We start from the raw sequence: 16,324 nt of genomic DNA, 5'->3' as shown, positions 1-16,324 counted from the left end.
TAAAATAAAAGTGTACAATTTGAAGGGGTTGCCTTCAACTGTACACTTTTTTTGCGGAAAGAATTTGTTAGTATCCCTTATCCAAGTTTATCTCATTTTTAACAAGTTCTTGTTTTGTTAAAAATTGTTGGAAATTCGCTAAGAAAATATCCATAAATGCCTTTTGAAAATGGGGCGTGTGTCCTGAGATGTGAGGAGTAATCAACAGGTTTTCGGTATGCCATAGTGGATCATTTTCTGGTAGAGGTTCCTCTTCAAAAACATCTAGTGCGGCAAATGCCAGCTGCTTTTTCTCTAATGCCTTTGTTAATGCGGCAGTATCCACGCTAGGACCGCGACCGACATTATAAAATGAAGCGGAAGGCTTCATTTGTGCAAAAAAGGCTTCGTCATACAAATGTGTGGTTTCTTCTGTCAGTGGAAGAATATTGATGATGCAATCGGCGGTTTTTGCGCAAGCGTGTAAGTCAGATAACGCAAACGTTTTTTCAAAATTCGCCACCTCATGGCCGCTTGTATTAATGCCGATCGGATGTACACCAAAAAAGGTTAATGCTTGGGCTAATCTTTGGCCGATTTGTCCCGTACCAACGATCAAAATCTCTTGATCAGATAGCTTTGCATAAGGAATCGTATCCGGTGCCCATTGCTGTTTTCTTTGTTGTTGGATTGCTTGGAAAATCCCGCGGTTTTCCATAAAGAGCAAAGCCAATAAATGGTCTGTAATCGATTCAGCGTGGATGCCACTGCCATTTGATAAGAGAATGTCGTATTTTGCAAACTCTTTTAATGGCAAGGTGTCCACACCAGCCGAAATCGCTTGGACCCATTTCAAATTTGTTTTTTCGGTTAACAGGTGTTCGTTCCATGCTGGCTTCCAACCGATAGTGATTTCCACTTGTGACCAATCAATTGCTTGGTCCTTTGAGTACACGAGAAATTGATAGTCTTTTTCCATTTGTTCCACATAAGTGTCGCGAAAGTTGCGAGTGGCTAAGATTATTTTTTTCATTGCCAAGCCTCCTTGTATCTTAAGTGTAGCAAAGAATGAGAAAAAAGCCATGTTCAATGAATTGAACATGGGATAGATCATTTTTTTAATTGTATTTTTGGGGAATCTTTGACACCTTGTGTAAATAAGAATAGGGAACCAAACAAAATAAAGGTGGTAGCATCAAAGGAAGGCAGCGCTAGTTGTACAATAACACTAATGAGTGTAGGCAATGCAGCACAGACAATGAGAATCTTTAAATTTTCGAAAAAGGTATAAGAGAATAGCTTCAATTTCGTATAGATCGTTGCAATAAAGGTTCCCATGATTAAGGTGATCAGTAAGCTGACAAACGTGGGATATAAGGCGACAAAAAAGACAATGATTTTTATCAGCCATGGGATCGCTTGGTTGGATAAGGTTTCTCGAATCGCCTGACCGTTAAGATTACGCAGTGCTGGTTCACTATAATCAAACTCTAATTGGTTTGAATCGAACATAGACGTTGAGAAACCAGAAGAAGGGATACGAATGACCAGCTGATCTTTTAACAAACCTACTGCGATCACCGAGCCGGTGACATCAGATGCAATATCTGCTGGTGTACGATTGCCATCAGGATCAAAAGTAAAGATGATCGAATCGGTTTGATAGATGAACCCTTGCGTATTGGGAGCGACAGAAATCTGTCCATTTTCGATCGTGAAATCAGGAATCGTTTCTCCGATTTTTTGTCCATCTGCTTGCACATCACGAAAGACGTCTAAGACATTGATGGTAACTGGCAAAGCCATCATCACGGCTGCACCTAATAGAAAAACAATCACTTTGGAAAACTCTGCTTTTTTGACGAATTTTAGCTCTGGTATTCGAAAAAAAGCAATTTTAAATAGTTGGACGATAGTCATTTGCTGATAAACTCCTTTGTGGTATAACTAGAGTAATTGTAACGAAGGGTTCTTAGGATTACAAGGAATTCACAAAAAAAGAGCCAAATATCTATTGAATAAGTAAATAAAGTAATGAAAGTAGGCATATGTATGCAAAAGTTTATTGAATACAAACAAATCTTACAACAAAAAAAACTGTGGGAGCCACTCACGTATTTATTTTTTGGTGGTTTGACCACCGTAGTCAATATTGTCGTCTATCTCATTTTTCGTGAAGGGTTTGGTTTTTATTATCAAACAGCGAATGTGATTGTTTGATTGTCTTCTTTAATCTCATGAAAAAAAATGTTACTTGAATTGTAAGTAAGATTGCCATATGAATGAATAAAACTAATATTGTAACAATATTTCACGAAAATGGAACTTTCTTGGTTGGGCTAAGCATGTCAAATTTATACATGACATTAATTAGCTTTGTTATTATGAAGTTATTTAATCTTGCTCAATATATTAACTAACAATAATTTATAGGATTTGAATAAGAGAGTGTAAAATATTTTGTGTAAATAGAAAAAAGGAAGTCCCTTCTGTAGAATAGAGTTACCACAACACATTCACAGAAGAGAGGACTTCCCTATGAACGATTTTACTACAGAAATTCTAAAGACTCTAGCGAACAAAGGCGATTTGAATGAATTATTCCGTGTTCATTTGGAGAAAGCAGTCAATACGCTTCTCAAAACGGAGTTAACGGCTTTCCTAGATTACGAAAAGTATGATCGCATTGGTTTTAACACGGGTAATTCTCGTAACGGCTCCTATGACCGTACGGTCAAGACCGAGTATGGGGAACTTCATCTCCAGATTCCGCGCGACCGCAATGGTGAGTTCAAGCAACAGACTGTTCCTGCTTATAGACGGACGAATGACACGTTAGAGGAGACCGTCATTCACCTCTTCCGAAAAGGTATTACCATGTCGGAAATCGCAGACTTGATTGAGAAAATGTATGGGCATCACTACACGCCCCAAACCATGTCCAATATAACAAAATCATTTACAGAAGAGGTAACGGCGTTTAAAGGGCGGGAGCTTCATGACCGTTATGCTGCTATTTATATGGACGCAACGTATATTCCGTTAAAGCGGAAAACCGTCGCCAAGGAAGCTATTCATATCGCAGTTGGCATTCGCCCGGACGGATCAAAGGAAGTATTGAGCTATGCGATTGCACCGACTGAATCCATCACGATTTGGGAGGAAATTTTATTGGACCTTCAAGAGCGCGGTTTGAAAAATGTCCTCCTGTTCATCACGGATGGCTTAAAGGGGATGGTAGGAGCGATTAGTCGGTTCTATCCCAAAGCTCGTTTTCAACATTGTTGTGTACACGTTTCCCGTAATATCAGTCACAAAGTGCGTGTCGATGATCGTAAGGAAGTCTGTGATGATTTTAAAATGGTGTATCAAGCCTCATCTAAAGAGGTGGCGTTGGAAGCACGTGGTGCTTTTGCGGAAAAATGGAAAACCAGCTATCCAAAAGTGGTTGAATCGATTCTTTCGAACGATCACTTGCTCACTTTCTATGATTTCCCCTTGGCCATACGCAAGAGTATTTATTCTACGAACTTGATTGAATCCTTTAATAAGCAAATCAAGAAATACAGCCACCGCAAGGAACAGTTCCAAAACGAAGAGTCGATGGAACGTTTCTTAGTCTCGTCTTTTGATACTTACAACCAAAAATTCCTAGGTCGCAGTCATAAAGGCTTTCAACAGGCCGAAGGCGAACTTGAACAAATGCTAAGCCAACTGATTGAGAATTAGAAACAATCTGCAGTAGGGAAGAATCATTTACACAAAATTATTGACGCTCCCTTGAATAAAGCAAAGAAGAAAAATTCTAATTTACATAAGATTAAGTCTGAAAAAAAGAAAAATAAAAAGATAATTTTATGAAAAAATTCGTATATTAATTATTTATAGGATATAATATAGTGTAAGAAAGCTTTGATGAATTAGGAGTGTTCTTTTTGAAATTTTATTTAAGGTTTAAAGAGGCTTTAGAAGAAAGAAAACTATGGAATCTTTTTATTTATCTTTTTTTTGGTGGTCTTGCCACAATTGTAAATATCGTAACTTATTTTATTTGTGTAGAATGGCTCTCTCTGCATTACTTGATAGCAAATGGAATTTCGTGGATAGCTTCTGTTTTGTTTGCTTTTGTAACGAACAAAGTTTGGGTGTTCCATTCAAAAACAGAAAGTATGTTAGAACTTTTAGTTGAATTTGCTAAGTTTATTTTTTATCGTGTACTCTCCCTTGGAATGGATATGGGTGTGATGTATGTTATGATCGATTTAATGAATACAACGAATTTAACAGCAAAGATAGTTACTCAAATCATTGTTGTTCTCGCTAATTATCTCTTTAGTAAATTCCTGATATTTAATCAAGCAGAAATCAAAAATTTTGAAGTAAATGATGAAAGTTAGTAGGCATATTTTTTGAACAAAGTCGAATAGTTTGATAATGTTACTTATGTAAACATTATCATTGAGGAGGATTTTTTATGACTTACACATTACCAGATTTACCTTACGCATACGATGCATTGGAACCATGTATTGATGAAGAAACGATGCATTTGCATCATGATAAACACCACAACACTTATGTAACAAACTTAAATGCAGCGATTGAAAAACATCCTGAATTAGGTGAAAAAACAGTTGAAGAATTATTAGCAGACTTTTCTTCTGTACCTGAAGATATTCAAACAGCGGTTCGCAACAATGGCGGCGGCCATGCTAACCACACGTTCTTCTGGGAAATCTTAGGCCCAAATGCTGGTGGCGAACCTACTGGGGCGATCAAAGAGGCAATTGAAGAAACATTCGGCAGCTTTGAAGACTTTAAAGAAGAATTTAAAACTGCTGCAACTGGACGTTTTGGTTCAGGTTGGGCATGGTTAGTTGTTAAAGACGGTAAACTAGCAATCACTTCAACCGCGAATCAAGATTCACCATTGATGGATGGTCAAACACCTGTATTAGGTTTAGATGTTTGGGAACATGCGTATTACTTAAAATACAAAAATGTTCGTCCAGATTACATCAATGCTTTCTGGAGTGTTGTTAACTGGGACAAAGTAAACGAATATTTCGCAAAAGCTTAAACCAACTATTAGGAAGAAGCCTGACTAAGGGCTTCTTTTTTGTTGATGGAAAGAAATTTCGATATTGCTAACGCTTACATATTCCGCTATAATGAAATCGACGGAATCGTCGGATTATAATTATTGGAGGCTTTACACACTATGGAACATGGGAAAGTAAAATGGTTCAACAACGAAAAAGGGTTTGGTTTTATTACAGTTGACGGGGGCGATGATGTATTTGTTCACTTCTCTGCCATTCAAGGAGATGGGTTCAAATCGCTTGAAGAAGGACAAGAAGTTGAATTTACGATCGTTGAAGGTGCCCGCGGACCGCAGGCAGCGGAAGTAACAAAAGTCTAAATCAGAATAAAAAAGCTGAGTAACTGAAGTGCCTCAAAAAGATATTTTTTCTTGTTTGATTCTTTGAGACCACAATAGATGTTCAGCTTTTTTAATTTGCTATTTCTTTCCATATTTGGTATCTTCAATACATCAGTAAGACTAGGAAGTGAAGAGGGATAAGAATGAAACGAGTAATCACTTATGGAACATTTGATTTATTGCATTATGGACATATCAATCTTTTGCGTCGTGCAAAAGAACAAGGCGATTATTTAATCGTGGCACTGTCAACGGATGAATTTAATTGGAATGAAAAACAAAAAAAATGCTACTTTTCTTATGAGAAAAGAAAACAACTATTAGAAGCGATTCGATATGTTGATTTAGTTATTCCCGAGGAAGGCTGGGCTCAAAAAGTTTCTGATGTTAAAGAGTATCATGTCGATACCTTTGTTATGGGAGACGATTGGGCAGGAAAGTTTGACTTTATTCAAGAAGAAACCGATGCTGAAGTGATTTATCTAGCACGGACGCCAGAAATATCAACCACGCAAATCAAAAAAGATTTGAAACTCAACAATTAAAAGGACTGTTATTAAAAAGCATCTTTTACAGATGTTTTTTTTATTGAAACCAACTCCAAGAACTTAAGAATTTATTACTAGTTTTTCATTGATTATTTGTTCAGAACTCAAAATATGGTATGATGTTTTGTGAGTTGACTTGATCAATTAGAAATTCTATGAGAATGGATGAAGAAAGTGGAAAAAGAAATCAAAGTCCGTGCAACTTTAGTGACGAAAGAATACGACTTATATAAAAAGAAAGCTGATAAAGTAAAAGCGCTATTCAAGTTCTATCATCGCAATGTTCCCCGATTTTGGGCATTAAAAGGAGTCAGCTTCGATGTGAAAGCTGGTGAATCAGTGGGGATCATTGGGATCAATGGCTCTGGCAAATCAACTTTATCGAACGTGATCAGTGGCATTATTCCACCGACATCCGGTACGATGGAAGTAAATGGCGATACCTCGATCATCGCAATTGGTGCGGGGTTAAAATATCAGCTGACGGGATTAGAAAATATTCGGCTTAAAGCATTGATGTCTGGAATGACCAATAAAGAAATTGATAAAAAAATGCCTGAGATCGTCGCCTTTGCTGATTTAGGTGACTTTATCAACCAACCTGTTAAAAGCTATTCCAGTGGGATGAAATCACGGTTAGGCTTTGCTATTGCGGTTCATAATGATCCAGATATTTTAGTTATTGATGAGGCATTATCTGTCGGAGACGAAACGTTTTATCAAAAATGTGTGGATAAGATCATGGAATTTAAAGAAGCAGGAAAAACGATCTTTTTTGTTAGTCATGCTTTAGGACAGGTAGAAAAACTTTGCGACCGAACGATTTGGATGCACTATGGTGATTTACGGATGTTTGGTCCTACTGAAGAAGTAATGGCTGAATACCGCAAATTTATCGACTGGTTCAAAAAACAACCAAAGAAAGAGCAAAAAGCCTATCAAGATAAATACAAAGAAGATCAAAAAGCATTTAACTTGGAAAAATTAGCTGAAAAAAGCCGAGAAGATCATTTTTTACAACTACAAAATCTTTCCGACCAAATGATCAAGAAAAACTTGAAACGTACGCCACTAGGAGAAAAAATGAGCTGGCCGACAAAAGGAGTCTTAGGTTTGGTCGTAGTCGCAACGATATTCTGCTCGCTGGTTTCTTTTAGCGGGCATTCGATTACTTACGCAATTAAAAATCCTGTTGAAACGATCAGTCAAGTTTTCAAATAAAGAAGATGTTTCTTTGTTTAGTTCAAATAGAAAAGGAAGAAGTTTGTGAAAGAGATTGCTGCAGTTATAAAAGAACAGTTTAAAAATGCGGGGATTATTTTTCGGATGTCCCGTTATGAAGATAAAGCGACCTATCAGAGTCACTATCTAGGTTTAGCTTGGCAGATTTTAAATCCCGCTATTCAAGTAGGAATCTATTACTTGGTTTTTGGTCTAGGTGTTAATCAAAACGGAAATATTGACGGCGTGCCATTTATTATCTGGATGTTGGTTGGGATTACGGCATGGTTTTATATTAGTGCATCAATCTTAGGAGCCTCGAATAGTATTCATCGACAAGTAGGAATGGTAGCGAAAATGAAGTTTCCAGTCAGTATTCTACCATCGATTAATATTATAAGTAATTTATCATCGTACATTCCTATGGTGGCAATCGTGGTATGTTCGTTATTCATAGCTGGTGTGACACCAAGTATCTATTGGTTACAATTTATTTATTACTTTCTTGCGATGATTGTTTTCTTATTTGCATTTGGTCTATTGAACGCCACAATAACAGTACTAATTCGAGATTATCATATTTTCTTACAATCAGTACTTCGTTTATTATTCTATGTTTCAGGACCTATTTGGAATATCAATAATCGTAATCTACCAGATTGGCTAATTAAAGTATTACACTTAAATCCAATTTACTATTTAATCGAAGGATTTCGGGATGCTTTCCTTTCTCGAGCATGGGTTTGGGAAAAAACGACCTACACACTTATATTCTGGTGTCTAACTTTGATGCTTCTTATTTTAGGAAGCCATTTGCATATGAAGTTCCGTGCTCGTTTTGTTGATTACATTTAAAAATGATGTTTTGACGTGTGCTCTCTAACTTAGAGAGCGCACTTTATTTGTTTGTAATTTTTTCTTTATTTCAAATAAGTGACGGAAGCGTTACGGATGAAAGTTATTCTTGATAGCGGTTGCTGAACGTTGTATTTTGTGGGAAAATTTACTCGATAAGTGATTTTTTATTGGCGAGGTGCAGGATGCGGAGTTATCAAAAAGTAATAGTCAGTATTTTAGTCGTGTTAGTAGTTGGAATCATTGGCTTAACGATTTATGGCATGCAGATCTATCAAGAGACGAATGCTACATTCAACCAAATCTCAAAGTCTGTTGATCGTAAAACAGACAAACGAGAAACAGCGATCAGCATTGAAGAGCGCGATCCATTTTCCATTCTGTTAATGGGGATTGATACAGGGGCGCTGGGACGAACCGAGCAAGGCCGTTCAGATAGCATGATGGTGGTAACAGTCAATCCTGAGAAAAAGCAGTCAACGATCGTTAGTCTTGACCGTGATATCTATACGCAAATCGTTGGCTTTAATACGATCGATAAGTTGAATCATGCCTATGCTTTCGGTGGTGAAGCGATGGCAATGGATTCAGTTGAAAATCTTTTAGACATTCCTATAGACCATTATGTGACGATCAATATGCAAGGGATGCGGGATTTGATTGATGCAGTAGGTGGTATCGAAGTGACAAATACCATCGATTTTACGTTAGAAGGTGTCCATGTCCCTAAAGGACAAATCACTTTAGATGGGAAAACAGGCTTGGCCTACGCAAGAATGCGTAAACAAGATCCAGAGGGAGATATAGGGCGACAAAGAAGGCAAAGAGAAGTGGTGACGAAAATCCTTCAAAAAGTCATGAGTTTGGAGGGAATAGGAAATTACCGCAACATCCTTAAAGCAGTTGAAAAAAATTCGAAGACGGATCTTACCTGGAATGACATGATGGATATCGGTACGAATTACATGCCAGCTTTTGCGACCATTGAGCAAGAGCAGCTGCAAGGGGAAGGACAACTGATTGGTGGAGTGTATTATCAGTTATTGGGGACGAATCAGTTGTTGCATACGCAAAATTTGTTAAAGGAGCAGTTGCAACTTCCGACGAACGAGGGGTTGACCCAAGGCGATGAATATACTAACGGATCGCCTAATTATCAGTTATACGACGACAGTCTGACCTTCTCAGAAGAAAACTCAACAACTGGGGAGTAGCTAGTTTCTTTAGAAGCCTAAAAAGCAGGGTGACCGAAAGTCCTCCTGTTTTTAGTTTTCCACAATAACATCAATCAATTTCTTGTTTCACGAAATCAACAAATGAAAAAACATAAGAAAGCTTAAAAAAACAATTTTTTCATGAAAGAGTGAAAATGAAACAATCTATCTGTGAAACATTCAGGCAGATATCGTTGAGTTTTTATAGTTTTTCTAAGGATTAATGGATATTTTTTGTTTTTTCTGTTTCAGATCGAATTTTTTGGTAAAATAGGACAGTAGTCATTATAGATTGGAAGGATAGATGAGATGAAGAATTTGAAAGATAAAGTTGTCCAAGGGATACGTAAGGGGCCAGAAGAACCAAAGGCCAAATCGTATCGCAAATCTCATGTTCCATTTCGATTGAACTTTTTGTTTTTTATTATTTTTGCTTTGTTTGTATCATTGATTGTCCAATTAGGCTATCTACAGATCGTCAATGGCGAAAATATTGAGCAGCAATTGAAAGCTTCATCTGTAGTGGAAGTAAAAGGAAGTGCCCCTCGGGGGATGATTTACGATGCTTCTGGGAAAGCTTTAGTGGAAAATCAAGCCAATGCAGCAATCACTTTTACCCGGGGAAACAAAATGACCGCTCAAGATCTTTTAGAAACGGCCAAAAAATTGAGCGAGTTGATCGAAATGCCAGTCGACAAAAACTTGTCTGATCGAGATCTTAAGGACTTTTGGTTGGCAGATGAAGACAATCTTGAAAAAGCAACTGAACGATTGAGTGATGAAGAGCGTTCTTTAGGTACTTCTGAACAATATACGGCAACCGTTGAGAAAGTGACCGAGGAAGAAATCAATTTCTCCGATGCCGAATTAGAAGCAGCCACGATTTTCAAGCGGATGAACAGCGCACAATCCTTGAGTACGGTCTTTATAAAGACGTCGGATGTGTCTGACCAAGAATTGGCAGTTGTTGCTGAAAACATGGTCGATTTACCAGGAATCTCCACCGGGACCGATTGGACACGAAAGATCGTTGAAGGAAGTTCTCTGGCTAGTTTGATCGGAACGGTGACTAGTGAAGAACAAGGAATACCTGAAGAAGTTCTAGACGAATTCTTAGAAAAAGGTTACGCACGTAATGATCGCGTTGGCCGTAGTTATTTGGAACAACAATATGAAGAAGTTTTACAAGGAACAAAATCCATCTCTGAAATATCGCTTGACAACAACAACAATATTGAAAGTCAAAAAGAAACCTTTGCAGGTGCAAAGGGGGATAATCTGGTTTTAACACTCGATGCTGAATTTCAAGCGAAAGTTGACAAGATTTTGCAAGACAATTTTCAAAAACTGATTGATTCTGGTGCTGCAGAGTATTCCCCAGGGGTATACGCAGTGGCGTTAAATCCGAAAACCGGCGGTGTCCTTTCCATGTCCGGGTATCATCATGACACGGGATCAAATGAAATGCAGGAAAATGCCATTGGTACCTTTATTAATTCCTTTGTACCAGGGTCCGTCGTCAAAGCAGGAACCTTGGCTGCCGGTTGGGAAAACGGCGTCTTAAACGGCAACGAAGTGCTGCTGGATCAACCAATCAGAATCGGCTCCGATGTAAAAGCTTCTATTTTCAACCCAACTGGGGCAAATAATCGCAATCTTTCTGCAGAGCAGTCGTTAGAAGTTTCTTCTAACTCCTATATGATGCAAGTCGCTTTACGTTTGATGGGCATCAATTATCAGTCAGGCATCTCGATTCCAACAGTGGATCGTCAAGGGGATGTCTACGAAAAACTCCGTTCCTCTTTTGCCTCTTTTGGTATGGGAACTGAAACAGGGATCGATTTACCAGGAGAAGCAACTGGTATCAGCACATCCATTGAGAACATGGACCCTGTCAGTGATGGCGGAAAGATCCTCGACTTGGCATTCGGCCAGTTTGATACTTATACGACACTGCAACTGGCACAATATGCAGCAACTGTTGCTAATGGTGGCAAAAGATTGCAGCCTCACATCGTTGACGGAATCTACGACAATGATGAAACAGGCGGACTAGGTTCGCTGATTGAGGACATCGAACCAACGGTATTGAACGAGGTTGGTTTATCAGATGCGCAAATGCAAATTATCCAAAATGGCTTTTACGATGCGGTTCATGGAACGGATGCTTGGGCAACTGCCAAAGGCTTGGCTTCTGCGAAAATGGAAGTCTCTGCCAAAACAGGTACTGCCGAAACACCCATCGTGGATAGTAATGGCAATACCATCAGCTTAGTTAACTTAAACATCGTTGCCTACGGGCCAAGCAGTGATGCGGATATTGCGATTGCGATCGTGATGCCTCAATTAAAAGGAGACACCGATACGCATCCCAATATTCAAATCGCGAAAGAGATCATGGATGCTTATTACGACTTGTATATGAAATAAACAAAAAATCGCAGTGAAAGCTGCGGTTTTTTTAGTTTATAAGAATGCGGACAGAAAACCATCTTTTAGTGAGAAAGACTTGCTATTTTTGAATGATTGGCTTAGAATACTAGCGGTCAAGAGATAATTTTGATTTATACGATAAATAAAAAGATAAACTGATAATAAAAGGGGCCCAAAGCACAATCATGAACAAGGAATGTTTAAGCAAACAAGAACTGATGAAACAGTTGGGACAATTTACACCAGCTGAAAAAAAAGAGATTCGTGAATACTTGCAGCGGAAAAATCCATTGCTCTTCCGTAAATTTGAGCGAATGAAACACGATCTTTACCGCTTGGAATCACGGCGTGTCCAATGTGAAATTGAAAATAACGAAAAGGAGTTAGATCTTTTAAACGATAAGATCCTTTTGAAAAAAGAAGATTTTCTTGAGCTGTTATTAGCTATTCGAAAGAAAAGAGGGTAATGGATGGAATTTATTGAACTCGTCATTATCATTGCAATTCTCGTCACGTTATCAAATGTGGCGAGCAAAATATTACCCTCGGTACCGATCTTTTTTATTCAAATCATCTTAGGGATTTTACTAGGTTTAACAGAAATGGGACAGGAAATCGCTTTTGAACCGGAAATGTTTTTAGTAATGATCATTGGACCATTGCTGTTTCGTGAAGGAGAACGAGCAGATGTACCTGAAATCCTCAAAAACAGCAAGATCGTGTTGTTTTTGGCTTTTGGCGGCGTTCTAATGACACTGTTTGCTGTCGGCGGAACGCTCCATTGGTTGATGCCCACGATTCCTCTGGCTGCTTGTTTCGCTTTTGGTGCTGCGTTAGGACCAACTGATGCAGTGGCAGTCTCCTCATTAGCAAAACGTTTGAAAATTTCCAAAAACATTATGCACATTCTGGAAGGCGAGGGCTTACTGAACGATGCTTCAGGGGTTACCGCATTGCAGTTTGCTATCGTAGCTTTGACCACCGGGAGCTTTTCAGCAGCCAACGCAGGGTTCCAGCTCCTATTCTCTAGTATCGGCGGCGGGCTTGTCGGTTACTTGATCGTGTGGCTGAAACGTCGAATTTTGCGCTTTATTGAAAAAATCTCGGCACAAGATGTCACAGTATACTTATTGTTCGAACTGCTCTTGCCATTTGCTGCCTATTTGCTGGCCGAAATGATCGGGGTCTCAGGCATCATCGCAGCCGTTGTGGCAGGTGTAGCCCAAGCCCAAAGAAAACGACGGATCTCGTTGTTTGATGCAGAGCTGGCGAATATTTCAGAAAGTACTTGGTCGACCATTGTCTTTACATTGAATGCATTGGTGTTTCTTTTTCTAGGAATCGAGTTGTCACAAGTATTTTCACCAATCTGGGAGAGCAATAATTATGCAAACTGGCATCTAGTGATTACGATTTTGGTGGTCACGGCGGTGATCTTCCTCGTTCGTTTTCTCTTTTTGTTGTTTTACTATTGGTTTTTACAGTCAAAAAAACAAGTATCTATGAATCAAGTCGCCTTGTTGACTTTTGGTGGAGTCAAGGGAACAGTCAGTTTGGCAGCCATCTTTATTTTGCCAGTGATGGTGCATGATGCACCCTTTCATGAAAGAGGCTTGCTTCTGTTTTTGACCGCTTGTGTGATCTTGCTGACATTGATCATAAGTGTGATGGTCTTGCCATACTTGGCAGATGGGGAAGCTGCCGAAAGCGTCGACTTCAATCACTTGCTGATCTTAGAAGACGTCATCGAACAATTGGAAGCAGAAGAAAAGCAGGAACTCTCGGATAAAGGCCGTTTAGCGATCGATGCTGTCATCAATTCTTATGAAAATCGGCGCTGGGAATTGTATCGCAATAGTCTGACTGATTCAGAAAAACAAGAAATCCAAGAGATTCAAGGATTGATCCTATCGATCGAACAAGACGGCTTGGATGAAGCTTATCGAAATGGGAAAGTCAGCTTAAATGGCTACCGTTTTTATTCACGGTTTATTTCTCAGCAGCAGCATTCCCTAGCAAAACAAATTCTCTCATTCTTTAGTTTTTGGCTCTTCTTTATTCAGCGATTTATCCGTATTTTGATTCATCCTCGCTTGTTTTTACAGCGACAGCAGCAGCTAAAAGCTGCCTTGAAGCAACGAGACATTTCTGAAGTACAAAAAATCTACTTAAAGAACAGTGAATATATTTTTCACAGTTTGAGCAATTTAGAAGATGTCTATGATTCCTCGCTGATCAATTTCTTTATTCGTCAACGAGAAATGAGCATCAAACGGTTTGAACACAGCAATTTCATTGAAACGATCATGATCGAGCAAGACCCGATTTTTGTTAAGAAAGTCCTTTGGGGCTATTACCTTGAGCGCAAGACGATCGATGAATATGAAGTGGCTGAAAAAATCTCAACGATTTCGGCAAATGAATACCGACGCAATGTCAATCTGTTAGAATCGTATGCGATGTCTCGAGCAGAAGAACAGCCGAAGCAGCGAATGTTTCGCCGATAATACGTCTCAAGAGGCGCACAACTTGAGGCACGTTTTATGGAGTGTCTTCGTCAGGTTATTTTCCTAAACAATGATCAACATCGATGATCAGAGGGAGTAGACTGACGAAGGCATTCTTTTTTTACAAAAATTGATTTTTTTCTCTCATCGTTTCCGCTGATGAAATGTGGTACAATGAGCGAAGAAAAAACTCAGGAGGGATTCTGTGAAAGAATTAAAAGTAAGTGAATTAACCAAAACATATGGTGAAAAAACACTGTTTGATCAGCTTTCTTTTCTGATACATGAAAAAGATCGAATCGGTTTGATCGGTGTCAATGGCACGGGTAAATCGAGTTTGTTACGGATCTTGGCCGGTTTGGATCGCGGTGATGGCGATCGCCAAACGGTATTTGCCGCCCAAGATTATCGCATCGGTTTCTTGACTCAAGACAATCAGTTACAAGAAGAATTATCTGTTGTAGATGCTGTTTTTCAAGGCACCAGTCCGCTGATTCGCGTTGTTCGTGACTATGAAAAAGCGCTGATTGCCTTAGAGAATAATGGCTTGGATCAACAAACGCAACGGAATTATCAGTTGGCAGAAGAAGCGATGAATAAAGCCGATGCTTGGAATACAGATACAACTGCCAAGATCATTTTACAAAAACTTGGGATCAATGAGTTAGAAAAAAAGGTCAGTGAGTTATCTGGAGGTCAAAAGAAACGAGTGGCTATGGCTCAAGTATTGATCGATGAACCAGACTTGTTGTTATTGGATGAACCGACTAACCACTTGGATTATGATGCGATCCAATGGTTGGAAGGCTATCTAAAAAATTATCGGGGTGCGTTACTGATGGTGACCCACGATCGCTACTTTTTGGATCGAGTCGTTAATCGGATTTTTGAATTGTCTTTTGGCAAGCTACATGAATATCAGGGCAATTACGAGACGTATCTTCATGCTCGAGCAGAAAGAGAACGTGTGGAGGAGACGCAAGAAGACAAGCGCAAGCAGTTGTACAAACATGAGTTGGCTTGGATTCGCACTGGAGCGAAGGCCCGTACAACGAAACAACAGGCACGGATCGATCGTTTCGATGATTTAAAAGAAAACCTACATCAAGTAAAACGAAACGGCGAAGTGGCCATTGATGTTGCTACGACACGCTTAGGCAAACAAGTCTTAGAGCTAAAAGATGCGAGTTATCAGATTGAAAACAAAACGATTTTGTCTCACTTTGATTTGTTGATTCAATCAAGAGAACGCTTAGGGATCACAGGAGAAAACGGTGCGGGCAAATCGACGTTGCTCAATATTTTAGCTGGTCGCCTGCCTTTAGAAGAAGGGGAGCGTACGATGGGCGTGACTGTGAAAATGGCTTATTATACGCAAACGATTGAAGCGATGAACCCTGATCAGCGAATGATTGCTTATTTGCAAGAAGCAGCCGAGGAAGTGCAAAAAGTGGATGGCTCCCAAGTCAGTGTCGCCGAAATGCTGGAACAGTTTTTATTTCCGCGATCCATGCATGGCACCAAGATCGGCAAGCTATCTGGCGGGGAAAAACGACGACTATTTTTACTCAAGCTATTGATTGGACAGCCAAATGTTCTCTTGTTAGATGAACCGACCAACGATTTGGATATTGATACCTTGACGATTTTGGAAAGTTATTTGGAAACATTTCCAGGTGCAGTCATCACTGTTTCCCATGACCGCTACTTTTTAGATAAAGTTGCCCAAAAATTGCTGATCTTCGAAGGAAATGGCAGGATTACGTCCTACTTTGGTTCCATCAATGAATATCTAGCAGCCAATACCAATAAAGCTAGTTCGAGTGTACTAGAGCCAAAAGAAACAAAAACCGATTCACTTTCTGCTGAAAGTGAGGCGTCTGCTGCAGCGCCTGTCAAAAAGAAACTGAGTTATATGGAACAAAAAGAGTGGGCGACGATTGAAGATGATATCGCAGCATTAGAAGAAAAAGCAGCCGCCTTGACCGAAGAAATGAATCATCAAGGCGCGGACTTTACGAAGCTGCAAAAATTACAGCAAGAAATCAGCGAGGTTGAAACGCAACTGGCAGAAAAAATGGATCGTTGGGAATATTTGAGCGAATTTGTGTAGAGTAAAGGAGA

At 39.3% G+C, this 16,324-nt stretch carries 14 protein-coding genes and 1 pseudogene; 13 read left to right on the top strand and 2 right to left on the bottom strand.

Annotated features, from left to right (window positions below; genetic code table 11):
- Window positions 1-67: 67 nt before the first annotated feature.
- A complete protein-coding gene (locus tag IGJ25_RS11710) occupies window positions 68-1,063 on the bottom strand; it encodes a phosphoglycerate dehydrogenase (protein WP_128488713.1) in 996 nt (331 codons plus the stop codon).
- Window positions 1,064-1,089: 26 nt separating this feature from the next.
- Window positions 1,090-1,899, bottom strand: a complete 810-nt coding sequence (locus IGJ25_RS11705; RefSeq protein ID WP_015510023.1) for a DUF1189 family protein — start codon at window positions 1,897-1,899, stop codon at window positions 1,090-1,092.
- 114 nt (window positions 1,900-2,013) lie between these two features.
- Between IGJ25_RS11705 and IGJ25_RS11700 the strand changes: the two are divergent.
- From IGJ25_RS11700 to IGJ25_RS11640, 13 genes and pseudogenes are all read left to right on the top strand, one after another.
- Window positions 2,014-2,193 (top strand): annotated as a pseudogene (locus IGJ25_RS11700) (GtrA family protein); the annotation flags it as partial.
- 324 nt (window positions 2,194-2,517) lie between these two features.
- Window positions 2,518-3,708 carry an IS256-like element ISLgar5 family transposase gene (locus IGJ25_RS11695; protein WP_002324630.1) on the top strand — a complete coding sequence of 397 codons (1,191 nt, stop codon included), beginning with the start codon at window positions 2,518-2,520 and terminating at the stop codon, window positions 3,706-3,708.
- Window positions 3,709-3,914: 206 nt separating this feature from the next.
- Entirely contained in the window at window positions 3,915-4,376 is a 462-nt protein-coding gene (locus IGJ25_RS11690; RefSeq protein ID WP_225001064.1) for a GtrA family protein, read from the top strand.
- A 77-nt stretch (window positions 4,377-4,453) separates the two neighbouring features.
- Window positions 4,454-5,059, top strand: coding sequence for a superoxide dismutase (locus tag IGJ25_RS11685; protein WP_225001063.1), 606 nt, complete (start codon window positions 4,454-4,456; stop codon window positions 5,057-5,059).
- A 141-nt stretch (window positions 5,060-5,200) separates the two neighbouring features.
- A complete protein-coding gene (locus IGJ25_RS11680) occupies window positions 5,201-5,401 on the top strand; it encodes a cold-shock protein (protein WP_005229578.1) in 201 nt (66 codons plus the stop codon).
- A gap of 164 nt (window positions 5,402-5,565) precedes the next feature.
- The gene (tagD, locus tag IGJ25_RS11675; protein ID WP_008379620.1) at window positions 5,566-5,967 is read left to right on the top strand and encodes a glycerol-3-phosphate cytidylyltransferase; all 402 of its coding nucleotides are present in this window, start codon (window positions 5,566-5,568) and stop codon (window positions 5,965-5,967) included.
- Between the two features lie 168 nt (window positions 5,968-6,135).
- Complete coding sequence (locus tag IGJ25_RS11670) at window positions 6,136-7,191, top strand: ABC transporter ATP-binding protein (RefSeq protein ID WP_225001062.1); 1,056 nt, start codon at window positions 6,136-6,138, stop codon at window positions 7,189-7,191.
- Window positions 7,192-7,236: 45 nt separating this feature from the next.
- Window positions 7,237-8,046, top strand: a complete 810-nt coding sequence (locus tag IGJ25_RS11665) for an ABC transporter permease (protein WP_225001061.1) — start codon at window positions 7,237-7,239, stop codon at window positions 8,044-8,046.
- Window positions 8,047-8,231: 185 nt separating this feature from the next.
- Window positions 8,232-9,260: an LCP family glycopolymer transferase gene (locus IGJ25_RS11660; RefSeq protein ID WP_115232542.1), complete on the top strand. Its 1,029-nt coding sequence runs from the start codon at window positions 8,232-8,234 to the stop codon at window positions 9,258-9,260.
- Between the two features lie 309 nt (window positions 9,261-9,569).
- Window positions 9,570-11,690, top strand: a complete 2,121-nt coding sequence (locus IGJ25_RS11655; protein ID WP_128488699.1) for a peptidoglycan D,D-transpeptidase FtsI family protein — start codon at window positions 9,570-9,572, stop codon at window positions 11,688-11,690.
- A 188-nt stretch (window positions 11,691-11,878) separates the two neighbouring features.
- Window positions 11,879-12,160: a hypothetical protein gene (locus IGJ25_RS11650; RefSeq protein WP_010749375.1), complete on the top strand. Its 282-nt coding sequence runs from the start codon at window positions 11,879-11,881 to the stop codon at window positions 12,158-12,160.
- Window positions 12,161-12,163: 3 nt separating this feature from the next.
- Window positions 12,164-14,200 carry a cation:proton antiporter gene (locus IGJ25_RS11645; protein WP_225001060.1) on the top strand — a complete coding sequence of 679 codons (2,037 nt, stop codon included), beginning with the start codon at window positions 12,164-12,166 and terminating at the stop codon, window positions 14,198-14,200.
- Window positions 14,201-14,405: 205 nt separating this feature from the next.
- Complete coding sequence (locus tag IGJ25_RS11640; protein ID WP_010749377.1) at window positions 14,406-16,313, top strand: ABC-F family ATP-binding cassette domain-containing protein; 1,908 nt, start codon at window positions 14,406-14,408, stop codon at window positions 16,311-16,313.
- Window positions 16,314-16,324 lie beyond the last annotated feature (11 nt).

Origin of the sequence: Enterococcus sp. DIV0240d (assembly GCF_051711245.1) — a bacterium.
Classification (GTDB): Bacteria; Bacillota; Bacilli; order Lactobacillales; family Enterococcaceae; genus Enterococcus_D; species Enterococcus_D casseliflavus.
Note: the sequence above shows the minus strand (reverse complement) of the source record. Positions and strands in the feature narration are given on the sequence as shown.